The sequence below is a fragment of the Mesobacillus sp. QJM3NY_10 genome (genome assembly GCF_056173465.1).
The window spans coordinates 2015422-2036385 of record NZ_CM149675.1 but is presented as its reverse complement, the minus strand read 5'-3'; the positions used below and the strand labels follow the sequence as shown (position 1 = coordinate 2036385).

Annotated in this window: 23 protein-coding genes, 1 tRNA gene and 2 pseudogenes; 7 read left to right on the top strand and 19 right to left on the bottom strand. The window is 40.2% G+C overall.

Annotated features, from left to right (window positions below):
- Position 1: 1 nt before the first annotated feature.
- From AC0VX7_RS10185 to AC0VX7_RS10170, 4 genes are all read right to left on the bottom strand, one after another.
- Positions 2-466 (bottom strand): GNAT family N-acetyltransferase, encoded by a 465-nt coding sequence (locus tag AC0VX7_RS10185; RefSeq protein ID WP_475427713.1) that lies wholly within the window; start codon positions 464-466, stop codon positions 2-4.
- Between the two features lie 23 nt (positions 467-489).
- Positions 490-1089, bottom strand: a complete 600-nt coding sequence (locus AC0VX7_RS10180; protein ID WP_475427712.1) for a DUF7010 family protein — start codon at positions 1087-1089, stop codon at positions 490-492.
- A 90-nt stretch (positions 1090-1179) separates the two neighbouring features.
- Entirely contained in the window at positions 1180-1518 is a 339-nt protein-coding gene (locus AC0VX7_RS10175) for a YolD-like family protein (RefSeq protein WP_475427711.1), read from the bottom strand.
- Positions 1519-1621: 103 nt separating this feature from the next.
- Positions 1622-1990: a hypothetical protein gene (locus AC0VX7_RS10170; RefSeq protein ID WP_475427710.1), complete on the bottom strand. Its 369-nt coding sequence runs from the start codon at positions 1988-1990 to the stop codon at positions 1622-1624.
- Between the two features lie 163 nt (positions 1991-2153).
- Between AC0VX7_RS10170 and AC0VX7_RS10165 the strand changes: the two genes are divergently transcribed.
- Positions 2154-3566, top strand: coding sequence for a glycoside hydrolase family 18 protein (locus AC0VX7_RS10165; protein ID WP_475427709.1), 1413 nt, complete (start codon positions 2154-2156; stop codon positions 3564-3566).
- A gap of 37 nt (positions 3567-3603) precedes the next feature.
- Here AC0VX7_RS10165 and AC0VX7_RS10160 read toward each other — a convergent pair whose 3' ends face one another.
- From AC0VX7_RS10160 to AC0VX7_RS10135, 6 genes are all read right to left on the bottom strand, one after another.
- The gene (locus AC0VX7_RS10160; protein WP_475427708.1) at positions 3604-3780 is read right to left on the bottom strand and encodes a hypothetical protein; all 177 of its coding nucleotides are present in this window, start codon (positions 3778-3780) and stop codon (positions 3604-3606) included.
- 518 nt (positions 3781-4298) lie between these two features.
- Positions 4299-5279, bottom strand: coding sequence for an ABC transporter permease subunit (locus AC0VX7_RS10155; protein ID WP_475427707.1), 981 nt, complete (start codon positions 5277-5279; stop codon positions 4299-4301).
- Positions 5272-6183 (bottom strand): ABC transporter ATP-binding protein, encoded by a 912-nt coding sequence (locus AC0VX7_RS10150; RefSeq protein ID WP_475427706.1) that lies wholly within the window; start codon positions 6181-6183, stop codon positions 5272-5274. Before AC0VX7_RS10150 ends, AC0VX7_RS10155 begins: the two co-directional genes overlap by 8 nt.
- A gap of 12 nt (positions 6184-6195) precedes the next feature.
- Positions 6196-6975, bottom strand: coding sequence for an SGNH/GDSL hydrolase family protein (locus tag AC0VX7_RS10145; RefSeq protein WP_475427705.1), 780 nt, complete (start codon positions 6973-6975; stop codon positions 6196-6198).
- Positions 6976-7127: 152 nt separating this feature from the next.
- Positions 7128-7640, bottom strand: coding sequence for a cell wall hydrolase (locus AC0VX7_RS10140; RefSeq protein ID WP_475427704.1), 513 nt, complete (start codon positions 7638-7640; stop codon positions 7128-7130).
- A gap of 211 nt (positions 7641-7851) precedes the next feature.
- Complete coding sequence (locus AC0VX7_RS10135; protein ID WP_475427703.1) at positions 7852-8205, bottom strand: hypothetical protein; 354 nt, start codon at positions 8203-8205, stop codon at positions 7852-7854.
- A 107-nt stretch (positions 8206-8312) separates the two neighbouring features.
- On the opposite strand from AC0VX7_RS10135, the gene AC0VX7_RS10130 reads away from it, so the two are divergent.
- Together AC0VX7_RS10130 and AC0VX7_RS10125 are read left to right on the top strand one after the other, a co-directional pair.
- On the top strand, positions 8313-8468 hold the full coding sequence (locus tag AC0VX7_RS10130) for a hypothetical protein (protein WP_475427702.1): 156 nt from the start codon (positions 8313-8315) through the stop codon (positions 8466-8468).
- An 18-nt stretch (positions 8469-8486) separates the two neighbouring features.
- Complete coding sequence (locus AC0VX7_RS10125) at positions 8487-8672, top strand: hypothetical protein (RefSeq protein WP_475427701.1); 186 nt, start codon at positions 8487-8489, stop codon at positions 8670-8672.
- A gap of 38 nt (positions 8673-8710) precedes the next feature.
- Here the strand turns inward: AC0VX7_RS10125 and AC0VX7_RS10120 are convergent, their stop codons facing one another.
- Both AC0VX7_RS10120 and AC0VX7_RS10115 read right to left on the bottom strand, forming a co-directional pair.
- Complete coding sequence (locus AC0VX7_RS10120; protein WP_475427700.1) at positions 8711-8977, bottom strand: DUF1450 domain-containing protein; 267 nt, start codon at positions 8975-8977, stop codon at positions 8711-8713.
- Positions 8978-9286 carry a DUF3817 domain-containing protein gene (locus tag AC0VX7_RS10115; protein ID WP_215030966.1) on the bottom strand — a complete coding sequence of 103 codons (309 nt, stop codon included), beginning with the start codon at positions 9284-9286 and terminating at the stop codon, positions 8978-8980.
- 110 nt (positions 9287-9396) lie between these two features.
- Here AC0VX7_RS10115 and AC0VX7_RS10110 point away from each other — a divergent pair.
- Both AC0VX7_RS10110 and AC0VX7_RS10105 read left to right on the top strand, forming a co-directional pair.
- Positions 9397-10152: pseudogene (locus tag AC0VX7_RS10110) on the top strand (DUF3891 family protein).
- 166 nt (positions 10153-10318) lie between these two features.
- Positions 10319-11248, top strand: a complete 930-nt coding sequence (locus AC0VX7_RS10105) for an LCP family protein (protein WP_475427699.1) — start codon at positions 10319-10321, stop codon at positions 11246-11248.
- Between the two features lie 218 nt (positions 11249-11466).
- Here the strand turns inward: AC0VX7_RS10105 and AC0VX7_RS10100 are convergent, their stop codons facing one another.
- The 3 genes and pseudogenes from AC0VX7_RS10100 to AC0VX7_RS10090 form a co-directional block, all read right to left on the bottom strand.
- On the bottom strand, positions 11467-12486 hold the full coding sequence (locus AC0VX7_RS10100) for a C45 family autoproteolytic acyltransferase/hydolase (RefSeq protein ID WP_475428124.1): 1020 nt from the start codon (positions 12484-12486) through the stop codon (positions 11467-11469).
- 102 nt (positions 12487-12588) lie between these two features.
- Positions 12589-13579 (bottom strand): annotated as a pseudogene (locus AC0VX7_RS10095) (IS1595 family transposase); the annotation flags it as partial.
- 222 nt (positions 13580-13801) lie between these two features.
- The gene (locus AC0VX7_RS10090) at positions 13802-14920 is read right to left on the bottom strand and encodes a DUF4362 domain-containing protein (protein ID WP_475427698.1); all 1119 of its coding nucleotides are present in this window, start codon (positions 14918-14920) and stop codon (positions 13802-13804) included.
- A 239-nt stretch (positions 14921-15159) separates the two neighbouring features.
- Between AC0VX7_RS10090 and AC0VX7_RS10085 the strand changes: the two genes are divergently transcribed.
- Positions 15160-16152 (top strand): L-lactate dehydrogenase, encoded by a 993-nt coding sequence (locus AC0VX7_RS10085; RefSeq protein ID WP_475427697.1) that lies wholly within the window; start codon positions 15160-15162, stop codon positions 16150-16152.
- Between the two features lie 345 nt (positions 16153-16497).
- On the opposite strand, the gene AC0VX7_RS10080 is transcribed toward AC0VX7_RS10085, so the two are convergent.
- The 3 genes from AC0VX7_RS10080 to AC0VX7_RS10070 form a co-directional block, all read right to left on the bottom strand.
- On the bottom strand, positions 16498-18192 hold the full coding sequence (locus AC0VX7_RS10080) for a M3 family oligoendopeptidase (RefSeq protein WP_475427696.1): 1695 nt from the start codon (positions 18190-18192) through the stop codon (positions 16498-16500).
- 290 nt (positions 18193-18482) lie between these two features.
- Positions 18483-19295: a VOC family protein gene (locus AC0VX7_RS10075; protein WP_475427695.1), complete on the bottom strand. Its 813-nt coding sequence runs from the start codon at positions 19293-19295 to the stop codon at positions 18483-18485.
- 201 nt (positions 19296-19496) lie between these two features.
- Positions 19497-19593 (bottom strand) — tRNA-Sec (locus AC0VX7_RS10070).
- Positions 19594-19732: 139 nt separating this feature from the next.
- Between AC0VX7_RS10070 and AC0VX7_RS10065 the strand changes: the two genes are divergently transcribed.
- Positions 19733-20164 carry a DUF2621 domain-containing protein gene (locus tag AC0VX7_RS10065; protein ID WP_226675217.1) on the top strand — a complete coding sequence of 144 codons (432 nt, stop codon included), beginning with the start codon at positions 19733-19735 and terminating at the stop codon, positions 20162-20164.
- A gap of 233 nt (positions 20165-20397) precedes the next feature.
- Here AC0VX7_RS10065 and AC0VX7_RS10060 read toward each other — a convergent pair whose 3' ends face one another.
- Positions 20398-20919, bottom strand: coding sequence for a YhcN/YlaJ family sporulation lipoprotein (locus AC0VX7_RS10060; RefSeq protein ID WP_475427694.1), 522 nt, complete (start codon positions 20917-20919; stop codon positions 20398-20400).
- Positions 20920-20964 lie beyond the last annotated feature (45 nt).

Below are 20964 nucleotides of genomic sequence, written 5' to 3'. Positions count from 1 at the left end.
TTTACGTATTAGTAACCTTGACTAAATAATCCATCACATTCTCATCTTCAATTTTTTCATTGGTCTCAATAAAACCCAACTTTTTATAAAATGTGATCGCTCCTATATTTTCTGGCACAACGGAAAGGCGCACCCGTTGACAATTGGGATGCTGTGTCGTGATCATTTCAATGATTTTCTCCATGGCGATTTTTCCATACCCAGATCCCTGGAACTGTTCACCAATCATAAACCTCGGTACCCAGTGACGGTCATAATCCTCGTTTTCAGGAATATACTCCACAGCTGCCAATCCAACAACAGTGTCATCTTTACAGATCGCGTACGGTGTAAACTTTGGATCAACATATGCCCATGCAATGGTTGCTAGATTTCTCGCAACAAATGGCTTTTGATCCTCGGAAACTTCAAGTTTGGCACAAGCACGGATATTATCCTGTGTCACATTTCTGATTTCTATATTCATTCATGCTCCCCCATTTTAAAAAGTTATATTGTCATGGAATTCTTTTTTTCTGCAGTAGTCCATTTCCCCTTTACAGCTTTTGCCTCCTTTATCAGCCAGAACAAAGTAATAGAATACACAATAATCAATGAAATTGGTATTAGTAAATAAGCATGATCCATCCAGCCGAAACCGATCAGAGAAACAGTCAAGACAGTAGCAACCGTTTGAAACAAATATGCCTTGCTCTGGTAAATAGCCACATAGGGCAGGAAATGAGCGCCCGTTAATACACCGACCATGAACGGAATCCAATTTGGCTGCTGGTATGCAACAAGAATGATTATAGGTGCGAAGAAAATTTGGATTCCACCGACTAACCCGCCAATGGTTGAAAGAGGATTATGGGTAGCTAGAAAATCGACATGAATGACTTTTGAAACCAAAATCCCAAGAGGCAAGACAAGACCTATGCCAAATAAATAAACCCAGACCATGATTGGTTGCGGTACAAAAAGTCCTCCAACTCCCATCATCAGCCAGAAGATAACTCCTGCTATAAACATAGGATACCCTTTGCCAGCTTCCGCTGATAGTTCCATCCTAAGCTCTTCAAAATTCAAATGAGAAACACTCTGCTTCATAGCTAAATAGCCCCCTAGTAGGATTATGTATTTATATCCTATATTAAATATAATTTACAGAATGTTCTTTTAAAAGGATTATTTTCCTATTTATTCAATTACTTCTACAGCGACTATATCCCCAAATGCAATCGACACTGCACAACCATCCTCAACTACCATCCTTACCTCCTTGCGAATTGGATCGAGATAATGGACATGGCCTTTTTCTTCATATGTAAATCCATCATCCCACTTCGTGATTTTTACTGGATATGGAAATTCCATGGCGTAGCAAATCCGATTCTCCATCTCCTGGATTTCGTATTCATCGAGCAACGGCTTCGGCTGTCGCAACTCATCCCTGGCTAGCTCTCTCAATAATGCCCGATGCTCTGGCATAAAATGAGCAGGCAGAAATTTCAGCTTTCCTCGATCTCGTATTCTCATGCTGACCATCCTTTCGGGAGTTCTTAACGCTATTATATCCCGAACAAACGTTCGTAAACTATACCTAATTTATTTTTTCATAAAAAAACTGGCCTAAGCCAGTCTATGCAATCACTTCATGGTATTTAAAATAAGTCGAGAGCTTTGAATCCACGTGGTCTTTCCATCCATCTAATGAAACATCCAGCGTCTTCAGTATTTTATAGGCATGGACCCATGCGCTCATTTCAGCCGTAATCCGGTAAGACCAATCATTCAGCCATTTTTCATAGTCGAGTTCGCCATTAACAAAATCAATACAATGGCCAATCTCATGAGCAAAAGCATATACATTTTCCAGTGTCGTCGATAATGGAATCGTTATGGACATGTTAGGATTAAAATTGATTTTCTTCTTGGAGTCATAAATCACCTTGCAATTCAACTTCTCCGCCTCTTCTACTAAAAGTAAAAAAGTGCCATACGTAACCATACATTTTCCCCTTTTATCTTTATAGTTTTTCTCTCTATTATATCGGTTATTTTAAAAATATATACACATATTCTAAATATTCAGAAAGAAACTATTTGCAGATAGGACATCTTTTGCCGGCATATCATGATAAAAGGGACCTTAAGTTGGAGGATGATTATATATGAAAATACATGTCGTAAGGTCGGGAGACACTTTATGGGGCATTTCACAAGGCTACCAAACTGCCATTAACCAGATTATTTTAGCGAATGAAATGGATAATCCCAATGTATTAGTGGTTGGACAGTCACTTGTAATTCCAGAAATTAATCGAGAGTATGTCGTCCAGCAGGGTGACAGCTTGTGGGCAATTGCCTCCCGTTATGGGGTGACCGTACAGGAGCTCGCTGCCTACAACAATATCGCGGACCCTTCGCTGATTTTTGTTGGCCAAATGCTTCAGATGCCATATCTAATGCATTCCATCCAGTCTGGCGAAACCATGTGGGCGATTGCCCAGCAATATGGGGTGACTGTGAACCAAATAGCAGCGGCCAACAATATTTCTGATCCAGCAGTCATTTATCCCGGCGGGGTTCTGAGGATTCCAGCGCCTCAAAAGCCTGTAATTGAAGTGAACTCCTATATAACGAGGATGGATGATACAGGCAGAAGGAATGTTCTGTCACGTGGGCACCTTTTCACGTATCTTGCTCCGTTTTCCTATAAGATGGGTGAAGATGGATCACTCCTGAACCTCCAGGATACTAATGTTCTTCAGGGTGCAAACATGACCAACACCTCACCATTGTTGACAATTACTAATGAAGCGGATGGCTCGTTCAGCTCGGATCGGGCAGCTGCCATTCTGCGGAATCCAGCCGTCCAGGACACATTGCTGAACAACATTCTGGCTAAAATGAAGGAAAAAGGCTATACCGGCTTGAATATCGATTTCGAATACGTTTTTCCTGAAGACCGCGAAAACTATAATAACTTTTTAAGAAAAGCTGTTGCCCGCTTGCATCCTGAAGGCTATACGGTTTCCACTGCACTGGCTCCAAAGCAAAGAGCCGATCAGGAAGGTCTCCTGTATGAAGCGCACGACTACGAAGCTCACGGGGAAATTGTTGATTTTGTCGTGATCATGACATATGAATGGGGATGGTCCGGCGGCAGGCCGTGGGCAATCGCACCGATCAATGAAGTAAGGAAAGTGTTAGACTATGCTGTTACAGCCATTCCCCGAGATAAAATCCTCATGGGTGTGCCTTTATACGGAAGAGACTGGCGAATCCCCTGGGTGCAAGGCACATATGCTCGAACAGTCAGTCCAAAAGGAGCAGTAGAGCTTGCCGCGCAACAGGGCGTCAGCATCCAATATAATGAAACGTACCAATCCCCATTTTTCCGCTACACCGACGCAGACGGACAGCAGCATGAAGTCTGGTTCGAAGACGCAAGAAGCGTGCAGGCCAAGTACGATACCGCAAAAGAATATGGTCTCCGAGGCATAAGCTACTGGGTGCTCGGCCCCTCCTTCCCACAAAACTGGCCTGTGCTGCACAGTAACTTTAGAGTGAGGAAGCTATAAAAGTGAAAATCCTGCGATTAGTGGATCGCAGGATTTTTTAGATACCGTCAAATATAGACCGCGCGATAAACCTGAACAAATAGAACACCAGCCGGAACGGAAGAAAAATCAATTCCGGAATCCAGAACAGAACATCGAAAACGAAATCCCAAAACGTATAGCTGCCGTTCTGCTTCTTTTTCCTTCTTCTTTCGGCCCGCTTTTCAGTGAACATTCAGGTTCCTCCTATTTTTTGTTGCATTCTTCGCAAATGATTTTACCCTGATACTGGATAAAGGCTTTGATTTCCGTCATCCCCTTGGATTTCGGGTACTTCATTTTAACGAATATCTCTTCATTCGCTTGAATTTCTTTCTTACATACCGAACACTGTGGGGTAATTTTGAACATGACCTTCACCTCGGTTTTAAATACGTTTTTTAAGGAAAAAGGTTTCACCTGTTATCAAAATTGAAACCAGCCGTATTAATCTGTGGCAATTGATATTACTTACTTAAGAAATCTTACTTTTTCCTATCATCAAAAAACCTTTCACCCGATAATAAAACTATTCCAACCGTAAAATTATTTCCTCCAACCGTTAAAAAAACGACCACAACCGTTAAATTATTCTCTCCAACCGTTAAATAAACCGCCGCAACCGTTAATATATCTCTCTAACAGCCGAAACAATCTCTTCAAACCTCTAGAATCATCAAAACCCTGACCAAAGTTGGCCAGGGTTATCGCTTTTTAATATATATCCTGCCTAATAAACACAACAAACGAAACAATCAATGCTGCCAATCCCCATAGCGCCAACACCACAAGCGAAAACCCGAGTGTCATTCCTTCAATCGGCGGTGCCTGACCGGATAGGTAGCCTGTCAGATTCAAGTTGATCATGAACAAGTATTTTGCTGATTCCCAGGAAGAGACCATATTGCTGAGGATGGCTCCGGAGATCAGTGCGGCGAGCATAACGCCCATTCCTGCTGGTGTATTGCGTATTAGAACTGAAAGCATGAATGTAATCGTTCCGACAATCAGTGCCACAAACCACACCAGGCTGAACTCCATCAACAGGTACTGCCACTGGGGAATCATCTGGACTGCATTGGTGTTGAGTTCATTCCCTTCGACATTGAAACCGGTTATGACTGGAGCGGCCCAGCCTTGATAACCAAAAATCAGGCCGGATATCAAATAGGACAGCACTCCAAACAACACAACAATTGTTGAAACAGATAAAATCATGGCAATGTATTTGCTCATCAAGATTCTCCAGCGCTTCACCGGTCTTGTCAGCAAAAGCTTTACCGTCCCGGCACTTCGTTCTGAAGATACAATGTCGGCTGCCACCACCATGATCATCAATGGCAGGAACAAATTGATCGAATGCTCAGCGAAAACACGGGCAAAACTAGGTGCTCCAGGCTCCATCGGATTCACATTGTTATCAAGGTAGTATTGTTGTTGCTGGATGCGAAGCTGAAGCTCACTTTTCCACTCATCTGAAATACCGCTGCTTGTGATCCTGTTTTGTGTATCAATGATTTGCTGCTGCAGTGTCGTCCGCCAATCAACATCCCCAAACCGCTCAAGTCTTCTTTCAATTTCCTTGTATTGAGAGTATGTAAAAAGCGCGACAAGCACCGCGATGATCCCAGCCACGATAAGGATTCTTTTTTTGCGGACGATCTTCAACATTTCATTCCTGACCAGGTTAATCAATCGTCTCACCCCCAGTCAGCTCAAGGAAAAGGTCCTCAAGTGCAGGCAGTTTCCTGTTCATTTCATTCACCCGGACTCCCTTTTCCACCAGCATCCGGTTCCAAATAGCACTTTCATTTTCAAAATAAGGAGTAATCAAAGCTCCATCTGCCCCATCCGAAACCGTCGTCACTCCACCCAGAATCTCTTTCGCAGTATCACGCGGTTCGGCATGCCAGATGACTTTTTCCTGGAGTGCCAACAGATTTTCAACATAGTCCACTTTGATAACTGATCCTTTTGAAATGATTGCGACCCGGTCACACATCAGCTGGATTTCGCTTAGAAGATGGCTTGATACAAGCACAGTTAACCCCTCTTCTTCGGCCAGATAACGAATGAAATTCCGCATCTCTCTTATCCCCATTGGATCCAGTCCGTTCGTGGGCTCATCCAGAATCAAGACCTTTGGTTTCCCCAGCAAGGCCTGAGCAATCCCAAGACGCTGCCGCATCCCAAGCGAATACGTACTGACACGATCATGAATACGTTCATCCAATCGCACAAGCTCTACCACATAATTCATATGCTCCCGGTCGATTTCAGGCAGCATCCTCGCAAAATGCTCGAGATTTTCCCAGCCCGTCAGATAGGAATATAGCTCGGGATTTTCAACAATACAGCCCATTTGCGCCATCGCTTTCGTAAAATTCTTCCTGACATTGTAGCCGCCGATTTCGATTGTTCCTGCACTTGGCTTGATCAAACCAACCAGCATCCTGATGGTTGTAGTTTTGCCAGCTCCGTTAGGACCAAGAAAGCCGAACACTTCGCCTCTTTTTAAATCAAAATCGATGCCTTTGATGATCTCTTTTTTGCCAATCGTTTTTTTTAGCCCTTTTACAGAGAGCGTAATCTCACTCATCGTTCTCCCCCCTTACCATGTAATCAATGAAGCGACCCGCTCCGCGATTAGCCTGTAGCCTTCAGCATTCGGGTGGAATTTATCTGTGTACAAATAATCGTTGACACTAAGCTGAAATAAGTCGAACGTCGGCACATAAACCGCCTTTTCATTCTGGTCAAGCAATTGATTCGCATCATAATTCCAATCACGGACAATTTTTGTTGTCAGCTCGGAATCATTCAAATCAATGAACGGATTATACAGGCCAATATGAAAAACAACAGCCGAGTCATTCATGGTTCGCACTTCTTTTAAAATGGCTTCAAGGTTTTTCAGATAACTTTCCTTGGCCTGAGCAATTTTCTGCTCATTCATTTGCAAGAACGTTTGTCCACTCTGGAACAAGTCATTGCCGCCAATCGTAATCAGGATGTAGTCTGCACTCTGGATCTTCCTCTGGATTTCTCCTTGCTTCAGCTGATCCAACAGCTGATTCGAACGGTAGCCTTTAACACCGAAGTTATGTATTGTGATTTTTTCTTTTGATTTCTCCTCAAGCTCATCAACCAGATAGCCAATATAGCCTTTGCCTGAGTCATCCCCGGTTCCACGTGTCAGTGAATCTCCGAGTGCGACAACCACCTTACCGTCTTTATCCTTATCTACTTCTACTGGCTCTTTCTCTTCAATTGCTCCAGATGCTCCTTTGCTGAAAAATTGATTTTGAATTGTCCATCCAAGACCAAATAGCATCAATATCAATGAAAGCACTGAAAATACCAGTGTTAATCTTACCGAATACTTTTCCACCTGACCACCCTCGTTCCACTAATTGGTAAGCTTTATTTTATAATAATTTCGAACGGAATAAAAATGATAATACTGTGGCGATGTGCTGAATGTGGGCTTTTGCCGTTTTTTATACGCAAAAAAGCGCGCAGCTTTATAGGCTGTACGCGCTTTTAGATAGCAAATGCATGTTTTCCGATTGTTTTAACGACATCTCGAGTGAAAATCCACTGACTTGTCGCAGTCTCCGGATTATAGAAATATAGACAATTAATTTTATTTTCATTTTCAAGGGCATCTTCAACTGCTTTGACTGCTTCTTCACCTGCCGGTTTATTGATCGCACCATTCTGGACCGGCTGGAATGCGTTTCTTTGATAAATGACTTCTTTTACTGTATCAGGAAATTGTTCGTGCTTCACTCGGTTCAGCACGACTTCGGCAACGGCAACCTTGCCTTCATACGGCTCACCTTTTGCTTCCGCATGGACCAGGCGGGCAAGAAGCCTTACTTCTTCTTCCTTAATGAAGCGTTTATCCGTGACCGAAGACTCCTTCGTATCAACATCCACTTTCTTCGTTTTCAATGTTTCCGCATCCTGATTGCTCTTTGTCGTTTCAGCATAGACTGTATATGAACCAATCACTAAAGTAAGGATGGCAACTAACATAATAATTTTTTTCATTGTAAACCTCCTGTTTTTGTTTATTAGACTGAACAGGCCCTATATTAGGCTAACAGGTTTACAATCTTATCACACTAGTTAATGACTGGGTTAATTTTAAACTTCATACCAACACGGGTAAAAACTGTATTTATTATTACGAAATAAGGTTTAATCGTAACCTTTGTTACAAATTTAACATTATATGAGGTCTCCATTTATAAAGCAAAAATCAATTTGTTATCGAAAAAAGTGCACTCAAATTTCTAAGAGTGTGGATTCTCGCTGTCAGAATAAATAAGTCAGACTGATTATGCTCCACATAATTTTCAATGATTCTCAGACCTTTCCAAAACCGCTCCACAAGCAATAATGTATATTTTTCATCCCACTCAAACATATTGATTCTCGAAAGTTCCTCAGCGAGCTGATTAAATTTATACTCCTCCACCCAGAGCTTGACTTGAAACAACTTATCATGATTCAGAATCAATCCAGACTTACTTTTATAACATCCCTGAACAAACTCAGCAAACCCCTTGATATTCTCCGCCAGCAGGTTGGCTTTTTGCATGTCGAAATTCAATTTCACCAACTCCTTCTTCTAGAAAAATATGTTTCAAGAAGGAATTTTAAAACTCCGCCATTCTAAATGGATATTTATGTTAAAATGAACATATGGGGTGATTCTTAATGAAGTCCAATTTTCAAACAAGAAGAATCCAAAAGAAGTATCAAGAGCAAGTCGGCAAGAGAGCAAAAAAAGAGGTCTCCCCTTTATGGGTCAATATAATCGCTCTTGTTGTCATTGTCATTTTCATCTTAAATCTGTACATTGACTGGTTATAAACGAAAGGAGAAATGAACATGCTTTGGTTAGCACTGTTTTCCCCGTTAATTGTTTTAGTTCCCATTGCTATTTATATGGATAGAAAAAAAGGAACCGGTGATCCGAAACTCGATTCAGAAAATCACCGAATTGAACAAGACCAAGCCCTGCACGACAAGTCTTTCATTTTTCCAGGCGGAGATGGACCACCGAATAACCAATAAGCGACGGCATGTAAAAAAGCATCGTAACCGATGCTTTTTCAGTCTATATATTCAGCCATTTTCTTAAGCAACTCATCAGAATCCTCTGCAGTTACAAAATCGCCATTGACCATTGCATATGGAGACATCCTGCATTCCTTGCACCTGCTCTGGCATTCGAATTCCTTATACTCTACATTTTTCCGGCTTAAGAATTCATTATAGGCTGCATAATTCTCTTCCTGTAAAAACTGTTCCAAATTCCGCTGGCAGAATTCAATTTTTGCTTTCTTTTGTTTGGAAAAAAGCTTCTGGATTACATTCATTTATGAAACTTCCTTTACTGGAAAAGTCCTCTGTAAAAAGCGATCCAAAACCATGTTGCCAAAAGGAATGAACGCAACGGCAAACGCACTTACGGCCCATAAAAACGACCATCTGACCTTAAATGTCGTATATATAATCATAAGCACATATAAAACAAATAAAAAACCGTGCAAAGAACCTACGAATCGAACAGCCTCGGGAAAACCAGCCCAATACTTAAGCGGCATTGCAATGAACACAAGCACCAACAATGATCCACCTTCAAACAAACCCATCATACGAAACCGGCTGATAGCTGTATTTTGCATATTTAACACCTACTTCCTAACCAAGAAATTATACCATTTTTTACGAGTGACTAAAAATACTAAATTCTAGCACATAGCCAACTGACTATAATGGAAAGAGGTGAGTTAAAATGATTATCCATGAACGTCAATATGAATTTGTGATGGTGGCCCAGCATGACCATGCCAAGGTTTCGCGGGACGCTGCACAATGTTGGAGAGATGAATATTTTCTTGGAATAGACAAGAAAGATTCGGTGGTCCTCGCTGTGCGTGAGCACGACCGATGCTGGATTGAGCCAGATGAAGAACCTTTATGGAATGAACAAACTCAGCAGCCATACTCCTTTATGGATTACCCAGGACGCCCGAAGCTTGCCTTTTATACAAAAGGAATCGACGAAATCGTCCAAATGGACCCATACGCCGGTCTCCTGTGCAGCCTTCACTACGCATCATTCCTGAAGGACGCCACTAGTAAAATCGGGAAGAAATTTTGAAACCAAGAAAAACAAAGACAGCATGGGTTGCTCAAGGAATTAGGAATACAAAAAGACGAGACGCTTTCCTTCCATTTAAATCTATTAAAATTCTGCGACAATCTATCATTGTATATTTGTCTGAATGATCCAGGAACACCAAAATCACAAGAGCATTATTTTTACCGAAATGGCCTTCCACAGAAATTTTCGTTCGCCAATAACCAACCGATCCATACAGAGTGGCTTGATCAAGAAACAGTTTCTCTTTCAATTTCACCCTTCAAGAACAGACTCCATGTCAGACTGCCCTATAAAGCTGTTAATAACCAACTCATCAAAGAAATTGGGTTAGCTGCTGCTTATCAGGAAAGTCCAGTTTGTTGGAGAGAAGTTACATTTGTCTGAAAATCCGCCCGGAGAACATCGCCGTGCGGATTTTTTATTACATCAACAAATCTATTTGTCAGCAGATTTTTAAACAAATGTAATCAAATCACACACTAAATGAAATCTAACTATGGGATAATGACTACTTCACTATAAAGATGGAATAGGTTTTGGTGGTGGTAAAATGGCAGTAAGAAGAAGAAAGGTGAGATGGCCAAGAGTATTAGGGGCCCTGATGATACTTGGGGTCTTCATGGTTGGTCTGGTTACGATATTTCAGTACATAGAAGGAACTTATAAAGCAATAAATCAACCATTTAAAAAAGCAGAAGCAGATTCGTTTCAAGGAGAGAAGGATACTAAAGAGGAAGTGAACGTTCTTTTACTAGGAAGTGACTCACGCGGGGAAAAAAGAGCCCGAACCGATACAATCATGGTTGCACATTACAACCCACAATCTAACAATGTAAAACTAATTTCATTTATGCGGGATATGTATGTCTCCATCCCTGGACATGGTCAGCAAAAACTAAATACAGCATACTCCCTGGGTGGAACCGAATTACTAAGGCAAACGGTCAAAACGAATTTCGGGTTAGACATCCATCATTATGCCATCGTTGATTTTAAAGGCTTCGAAAAAGCAGTCGACATTCTTGTTCCCGAAGGAATAGAAGTAGACGTTCCCTATGAGATGTCAGAAGGTATAGGCATGACGATAGAGGAAGGTAAACAACAGCTGAGTGGCAAAGAACTCTTAGGATACGTGCGGTTCCGGCAGGACCGGCTAAGTGACTTCGGACGAGTCCAGCGGCAGCAAGAAGTGATTTCCAAATTAAAAGACGAAGCCGTAAGTCTTAACAGTGTGACCAAGTTACCTGAAATGCTGGACCTTTTACATACTCACATTGATACGAATATCGACTCCCCCACTCTTTTAGCCATCGGAAAAGACGTATTGACTAATCAAGGCGGAGAAATGCAAACAATACGGATCCCGGAAGATGGCAGCTTTGAAAATACATACCAGGACGGAATTGGTGAAGTATTGGAATTGGATTTTGATCAGAACAAAGATTTGCTTGAAGATTTTTTGGCGAGTGATTCAAATTAGTCATCCTTTGAAAAAGGCCTTGCTCTGTGGTGAGAGCAAGGCCTTTAATTAGTCTATTAAAATCATTGCCGCATAAACTTCCTAAAATAAAAGCTATGTTAAATAATATTGTTGATAAATGACTTAAAACAAGGACCCGTTTGGAGTCCTTGTTTTTAGATTCTTATTAAATATTAGCCACTAGGACTTCAACAAGAATGGAATGTTCAACGAAAAATTTAACTTTCTTCTATAACCCCTTGCAAAATTTGGTCATTTATATTTTTGCCCTCTACCCATTTCCGAAAATTTATATCAAGGACTTGCTTACTTTGAGCAATAGTAGTTAGAATTCTTGAATCCTTAAAGGAATACGAAAAAGTATGGAGGGTTCCAAACAAATTGTTATAGTCCGTGAAAAAAACTGGGGATAGTTTGCTTTTGAAATTATCGAAAATTTGTGTGTGAGTATACTGTTTATCTTGCAAACCTAAAAGGTAGTTATTACGCTGTATTGAACCTTCAATAGATATTCTATTTTTATTTTTGAGCATATCCTCTTGAAAGTGATTTACACAAGTTATAAAAGATTGACCATTCCTCACAATTACTTTTTCTGGGCTTGCTTCAACTTCAGCTATATTTCCTTTTTTGTCTCCGACCGAGAAATTGTAACAAGCAGAATGCGGAATTTCTTTCAGCATATAAATCGCATCATTAACCGATGTACATTTATCCAAAATCATTCGTATCGCAGTCCAAGGAGATATACCTATTGTATAATCACGATTACTTACAAAATGCAATCCTACTACTAGTCCCTCTTCATTAACTCCCTCGTGCCTTCCTATTATTTGAAGAGTATATCCAGCTGACGCAAGGGCTGTATCAGGTTGGGCCAAACTAAAAATCATATCATATAGAGCAGGAGAAAAATCGTAATTTCTGACGTAATATTCGTTTGTGATTAGTGCCGAACACCCCATAGCTTCTGTTTTGGGCACATCATAGCCACTAAACAATGATGCTGCCTTTTTTGGGGAAATCTCTAATCCTTGAGATAACCCATCTATCTCCTCAAGCAGATGCGGAGCAAAATGACAAAAAATTGACTTCATCTCTTTGTAGTCTATTTCTGGTTTCGTAATCTTTTCTAAGGAATTTAAAATTGGTTTATTTTTGATATACTTCCCCATCTTTAAACCAATATCAAAAGACCGATCTCTTACTTGAACTACACGCACTGAAAATGCTGACATAACCATCCCCCCATGATTATTACACTTTTCCATAAATTCTATTTTATAGTAGTAGTTTCCTCCTTGTTTAACTAAACTCCCCGTTTGTTGAACATGGCAATGATCTCTGAATGTAGATAACCTCAATTTATCATAAGTCGCCACGGTCGGAAATAAACAGCTTTCGACGATCATCTTACTAACAGTTGTAGAATCGTTTCGGAAGCGGATCACACCCAGAAACAGAAACCAGCTCAAATAATAGTCGAGGTACTTGGTCGCCACGCCATTAAAACGATTCATCCAGCCCTTTAAGCGGCTGTGAAAATTATTGACATTTTGAATATGGTAAAGCCCTTTGACCCGTTCCTTTCCACCCGATTTGAAAGGGGTAATGTTCGATTCCTCGTTCTTTGGCATATGCCTTGAAAGCCCTCCACGCATCTGTGCATAGCGTGTTTGTAACGGATACCTTAGGACCGATTGCTTGGTCAAGTCTAGTTTTAACAATGCGGCCCAGCCCTAATACTTTTGATAAGGTTTGCTTTTGACGGTCTCTCACAACCAGGACGCATACCTGTTCCTTGCTACTGCCACGAAATTGTGAAGCCCCGCCACGTTTACGGGCTTTTCGGCCAGTTATTTTCCGTTTCCCTTTTTCAGAGTATAGAAAATAGGTTTCGTCCATTTCGACGACACCTGAAAAATGTTCAATATCAATTTGCTTCAAGGCTGATAAAACTTTGTGCCGCCAATAAAAGAGGGTGACGTGATGAACACCGATGAAGTCTGATGCCTTCCGGGGAAGGTGAGCCCCCTTTAACGGGGTATTGGTTACATCCGTGAATGTCTTCCCACAGTCCTTACAGCGGTACCGCTGGCGGTCAATAACTTTTGCACCAGCTTTAACTCGATACTTTCCAAAACGAACAGCGTTAGTAGAATGGCAATGTGTGCAGGTGTATCCATCTTTATGTTTCTGATCAGATATTTCTTTAAAGATGGGTTCTCTTGCGGAATTAGAGGCAAGTGATTTTATGAAAAAGTCTTTTAACTGCAGTTGGTCTGCTGAGTTAAGTTTTTGAATCTCTTTGATAATGTCCCCCAGTCCCATTCCGAATCACCCGCTTTTGCCCTTAATATTTTATAAGTTCATTATAGAACGGACGTTCTCAAATGGTAAATATCAACATAACTGTATAACAGAGCTAAAATAAAAAAACGCACGTTCACTAATGTATAGTTGGCGGACTGTGTAAGAACTACTCATTCTGGTATGTCCAAAGCCCGAAAACAAAACCTATTTAAATGAAACAACCCTAACATTGCATTTCCACTAATTTATTTTTTTAATTTCTTTCACTTTGGCTCTTCCTGGCTTTGATCCGCTGATGCTACCGTCTATCGCTGCTCGGATTTTATCGCCAAGTTGGTACTCTTCAATAGGAACTCCTACTAATTCGGTAAAATCAAATACATATGAATTCATGTCTATCTGCTTTATTTCGTCTTTCATCCATTCATAATCTAGCTTATTTAATTCTTCTCCAATTAACAGGGTGTTGTTTTTCCGTTCTAGTACATAACCTTGAACGATTACTTCAGGTGCTTCCGTTTGTTGCTGCTCAGATTGCGTGATAATGTAATTTGCAATCTTTGTAAACTTCATCCCATCTTGGCTCATGTCACAATCCTTCCAGAATAGTTCCTGCTTCCCTCCATTTATATAAACTTGTAACTTGTACTGTATGGCTTTAGGGCGATCGCATGATGCAATGAACTCTTTTTCATCCAAGTAATTGGCAAAGACAAGCCTTTCATACAGCTCTTGCTTCACATTTTCCGCCATATGAAACGCTTCAGTGGTACCGTTTTCTTTTTTAATCACGTCTGTTTTCGAATTTATTTCGTTTTCTAGATTCTCTCCATACTTTAGGACAATTTCAAACAAGTCCTGTTGACTCATATTATATTGAATTTCTATGATTTCCTCCATCCCGTATGGAACATCTTTACAATCAGTTGCTATGTAGGAGGTATTGGTAGGATTCACTTCTTCAATCAATTGGCCACAGTTAATCGTTTGAATTTCCCCACTGCCATACGCATCACGGGTGTTATCAATCTTCACCTCAAGAGTTTCCCCATCAAATTTCAAATCCTTTACAATTGGATCCCCTTCAATCGTGTAGAACACGATACGTAAATCAGAAGGCACCCCACTCTTCATATCTTCGTAGAAACGCTGCATCCTTTCAATCCCATCAATGCCTCCATGAGTATTCAAGACATCAACATCCTCCACACCTTTTACATCAGGTTTAGGGTTTCCTTTACCTGTTGATTGAGGTTCTCTATTGTCATTGGGACTACCATTTTCGTTAACTTCCGTATTACAGGCAGCTAGCAAAGTGATTAAAACAAAATAAAAAAGGAATTTTGATATTCTTTTCATTTGACCCTCACATCCATTCAATAATTTCACCTATTTGGTATAAAAATCGCAACTTTAATAAATAGACGAATGTATGGAGAAAAGGTCACAATATCGTTTTATAATAATGTCGATTCGTAAAATCCTATGTCCTACTCCTTTATACAACTTCAACGAACGGTTCAAAAATACCAATTAAAATATTCAGTATTTTCTTAATTGTGTTAAAATATAGATATCATTTGGTTAGGGGGGAAACCATGAAAAGAAATAAGTTAGTTATTGTAGGAGTAGGCCATGTGGGTTCATATGTTCTAGCAGATGCTATGAAATTAGGACTTTTTTCGGAAATAGCTGTCATTGATATAGATAAGGATGTTGCTTATGGCGAAGCTCTTGATCAAGAACATGCAACCGCTCTAACATATATGTCAAATACAACGGTATATGCTGGAGATTATTCCGAATGTGTGGATGCAGATGTGATTATCTGTGCTGCTGGGCCCAGCATGATAAAAAGTGATGAAGATGCGATGCCGGACAGAGCACAATTAGCTGTTGTCAATTCTGAGGTAATTCGTGAAGTTATGACTGGAATTACTAAATATACGAAAGATGCAATCATTATTCTAATAACAAATCCTTTAGATACCATGGTGTACATAGCAGAAAATGAATTCGACTATCCGAAGGGGCGCATATTCGGAACCGGAACTATGCTTGATTCTGCACGACTTCGTAAAATAATTGCTACTAATTATGACATCGATCCAAAAAGTGTAACAGGTTATATGATGGGCGAACACGGACACACTGCTTTCCCAGTATTAAGCCGCTTAAGTGTGCAAGGATTTGGTGAAAAAGAATTGGACCTAGTTTTTCAAGGAAAAGAACCTTTAAGTAGGGACGGTTTGAAAAAACAAGTTGTAAAGGCAGCCTTTGATGTGTTAAATGGGAAAGGGTGGACAAATGCAGGTGTAGCCCAAGCTGCTGTTACACTAGCAAAGGCGGTTATGCTGGATGAACGCAGTGTTTATCCCGTGTCCACAACATTACACAGACAATATGGATACGATGGAGATGTTGCATTAAGTATGCCATGTATCATCGGGAGAAATGGAGTAGAAAAACAATTAGAAATTACTCTCGACTCCCAAGAACTCGAATGGCTACACCAATCAGCGGAATATATTAAAGAAACCATGAAAGTTGCAAAGACAGGCAGAAATCATAATTCTAAAATTCCTGGTTGATGTATATAACTTCCATTTTTTTGACGAACAGGATTTGTACTGTTCGTCTTTTTATTTCAGTTCTTAAAGCATTAATGTTAATCTTCACGACACGGCAGAAAAAAAGAAGCTTCCCTCAAGTTTTCTCAACTTATGAGAAGCTTCAGGTAAAATACATGAAATTAACTCAATTAAGAAACATCTCAAGTGATATTTCACATAGCTAAACTGTCTATAGCGTAATAAAAACCGCCCAGTATTCTGAGCGGTTTACTAATTATGAATTTGGCGGGACTGCGTGGGAATCGAACCCACCGGGCCTGTCACGCAGGTCATAAGCGGTTTTGAAATTTGCTAGCATCTGCATTAAAGAGCCATATCATCAACTGTATTCAAATAAGCTTCAATCTCATCAATCACAGATTTCACACAACCATCTTCAAATGGCGAAATTAAGTTTGCTTCTTTGACAAGCTCTATGAATGATTGGCTTCCTCCCTGCTTACATAGGGGTAAATAATCTTTCCAAGCATCCTTTGTATTTTCCTGCGTACGTTTCCAGAATTGCAACGCACAAATTTGAGCTAGTGTGTAATCAATATAGTAGAAAGGAACCTTATAAATATGTCCCTGTTGCTGCCAGAAACCACCGTTTTCCAAGAAGTCATTTCCTTCATAATCGCGATGTGGCAGGTACTTCTTCTCGATTTCTCTCCATGCTTGCTTGCGCTCAGCTGGGGTTGCTTCCGGGTTGGCATACACAAAATGCTGGAATTCATCGACTGCTACACCATAAGGAATAAAAAGGACCGCTTCACTTAAATGAGAGAACTTGTACTTATCCGTATCTTCCTCGAAGAAAAGATCCATCCAAGGCCAAGCAAAGAATTCCATACTCATCGAGTGGATTTCACACGCTTCTAGTGTAGGGAAACCGTACTCAGGTACTTCAAACACACGACTCTCAAATACTTGGAACGCATGTCCTACTTCATGTTTTAATACACGAACATCGCCTTTTGTTCCATTAAAGTTTGCGAAAATGTATGGTGACTTATGTTTACTAATATAGGTGCAGTATCCACCGCCAGCCTTACCTGCTTTACTTAATAGGTCCATTAGGTTGTTTTCTACCATATAAGTGTAAAACTCATTTGTTTCAGGAGACATTTCCTCGTACATTTTCTTTGCTTGATCGACAATCCACTCCGCATCTCCTTTAGGATCAGGATTTCCTGTCTTAAAGCTGAAGCTGTCATCGTAATATTTAAATGTATCAACATCAATCCGTTCTTGCTGCCTTTGTTTTAGTTTCGTCGCTAAAGGAACGATGTACTCTTGTACTTGGTCACGGAACTTTGCTACCATTTCAGCATCATAATCAGTACGAGATAGTCGAGCATAGGCTAACTCTGTAAAAGAAGAGAATCCTAGCTTCTTAGCAATACTAGTACGTACTTTTACAAGCTTGTCGTATAAATCATCCAATTGATCGGCATGCTCAACGAAAAAGTTGTACTTCGCTTCATTTGATTCCTTCCTAATGGTACGGTCAGGTGATTGTTGATAAGGAACTAACTGAGCAAGATTTTTCACTTCTCCATCAAACTTAATTTTAGCTGAAGCAAGCAAATCAACATACTCACTAACTAGTTTGTTTTCTTCCTGCATGTCTTTCAACACATCAGGAGAGAACGTCTTTAATTGACTGTCAGCTAATAAGAATAACTGTTTACCCCACTTTTCTTCTAACTGAGAGCGAAATTTAGAACCTGTAAGTGCCTCGTAATATTTTGTGATTAGACCCTTGTAGGCTGGTCCCACCTCATTGAAAAAATCCTTTTCTTTCTTATAAAACTCATCCGTTGTATCAATCGTCTGACGAATTTGAACAATCTGTCTCATGCTTTCAAACTCAGAGCGTAACTCATTGATCTCTTTCATTACTCCGTCCTGAACCTCAAAGGACTCAGCAGATTGGAACCTCTCTAGTAATTGATTAAACTTCCCCTCCACCTCTTCAATATTTGGTCTTGTATATGGATAGTCGTTAAACTGCATGAAAGAATCCTCCTTATGTAAAAAAATTTCGTGCAAATTACCTATTTCGACAAAGCGAGACAATCTCCTTTTAATTTAATGAAAAAATTTCGTTATTCGAAATATAAATTTTATTGCGGTTCCAAAGGAGTCTTACCATTCTATACTTCTTATTTCTAAAGTGAGGGCCCTGTTCACACCCCGTAAAGAATTTATTACATACGAAAAAACCACCCAGCATTCTGAGCGGTTACTAAGTTAGGATCCTATCAATCTTATTCTGTGATTTACTATATAATGATTTTAATTTATTACCTGAACCTCCAATAACCATCCAGCATTTCAAAGAAGTGACTTTGATTCGTGTCATTCAGGTTGACTAAAAAAGGAGTCTCCCCTTTTTCTTTTAATACTTTAGCAGCCGGTCCATCTCCAATTGGTGTAAAAAATAATAAATTTGTTCTGTTCAATTTTATACTTCTGCAACGGGCATTGAGTTCCGTATCGATATACTCTTCTCCTTGTTTAAGGCCAAACAATTTACTCCAAATTTCTAGTGTTTTATCCAAATCATTTACGACAAATCCAACACTTTCCAATTTAGGTTGACCAACTATGTGTGACCCTATGACTCCTTGTTCTTCTAATTCCGAATACCTTTCATCATCTGATTTTTCCCATTGAATAAAAAACGGTAAAGAAACCTCTTTTCCCGCGTATTCAGGGAATAACAATGACCATCTGATTACTTGACCATCAGCACGAACTCTCTCCCCAGTTAGCGGCCCATATATTGTAAGTCCTTCTGTCTTAAGTTTTATTGCTAGTTCTTCTATTTGATTTGTTCGGATCGCTACTTTCGCAGGACCTTCCTGATTTTCTTTTGCTAACTGTTCAACGATTTCCGTAATCAATCGATTTTCATCATGCTTTTCAGCTATTGATAGATTTTCAATTCCTAAAAATTCAATATAACTTAAATCAAAATAAGTTAGGGTATTATATGTTCCCCAAGACTCATGACGACCACCCTTCAAAACATGAAGTCCTCTTTCCTTTAAGGGAGAAATTGCTTTCTCTGGTTTCTTAAAGAACCAAACAAGGTGATCAAAGAAAAATTGCATTATTGCACCCCTTTCTAAGAATAAAATAAATATTGGCAATACTTTATGAATTTCTTTTATTATACTAGAAAAAAGCAGGAGGACGTACTTTTTGCTTCCGAATAGAAAGAGGTGCTTTACCTTTCCAAGTAACCTTGGATCAACAATCCTTCATACAAAAAAACCGCCCAGCATGCTGAACGGTTACTAATTTATGTATGTTGGCGGGACTGCGTGGGAATCGAACCCACCTGACCTGGCACGCAGGTCACAAGCGGTTTTGAAGACCGTGGGGGACACCAGTACCCCATTCAGCCCCATTTTGAAGAACAAGGTCTATTATACTTAGAAGCTGGCTATTTTACAAGAGTGTTACTCAAATTGTCACAAGACTTGTCTTACCTTATGGGCTGGTACTATAATAAGAAAAGATATTAGAAATGCGTGGGTGAAGGGTTATGTATCAGCTTGAAGGTTGGTTTTTGTTGTTTATTTTGTTTTGGGTCGTTGTGTTGGTAGGCTTATTCGCGATCGGTGGATTCTTTATGTTCCGTAAGTTTTTGAAAAAGCTGCCGAAGAACGACGGCAAATCAGATATGGACTGGGAAGAGTATTATGTGAATCAAACGCGGCATTTGTGGCCGGATGATCAGAAGGCATTGCTTGAGGATTTGGTTAGTCCAGTTCCTGAATTGTTCAGGGATGTGGCGAGACACAAGATCGCAGGCAAAATTGGTGAGATTGCGCTGAACGAAAAGGCGGATAAGATCACTCAGGAGCTTGTCATCCGCGGCTATATCCTCGCCACACCAAAGCGTGACCATAAATTTTTACGAAAGCGTCTTGCTGAAAAGCAAATCAGCACCGCACCATATGAGAGCTTGTTCTAGAAAAAATATTGAGATGCCATCTTTGACGATGAGCATCTCTTTTTAAGGGTTGATTTCCGGTGTATTTTTTTAGGTATCGTTATAATCATACGTGCAATTCATTCTGCGCATTCTCTATTAGCTGGAGACCCTTTTTCTGCAGATCTGCTCTCAGCCATTTTTCGCTCAGTTCTAGTTCCAATGACAAAGAATTTCATGAATTTAAAAAGGGAACCTGTCAGGCTCCCTTGATATCAGCGGGCATTAGGAAAAATTCTCTCTACCATTTCGCCAAATTCCTCAAACAATCCACGTACCGGTCTGCCGTCCTGAAGCTGGTCGCCATATCCCCTCATTCGATCGACAAACTCAGGATTGCTGGAGACATATACATTTTGTATATCCTGGTCTGTTGATTTTACCTGGTCAGAGATTTTTTGCTCGATCTCTCTTCTAACCTCGCCAGAATCACCATTTTCCATGACAACAGCAACATAAGCATTCCTGTTTGTCACAATGACATTCGCCCTTCTTACTTCATCCATCGCAGTGATTTTGTCCTGCGCTTTATCAGCCACACGCATCTGCGAATCATTGTCCGTATTCTGGACCCTTGCACCATTATTATTCATTCTGTTTCCATCATAGTTTTGAACTGCCGAGTTGTTATTGTCACGATTGTTCGCACCTTCTCTTGCTCCATTGTTCATCGCACAGCCAGTGATTAACGCAATGCCCACCAACAAAAATGATAACCGTTGAAAAAGCTTCATCATTAGACCTCCTAATTTCAGATTCGACAATAGGATTAGCAGAAAGCG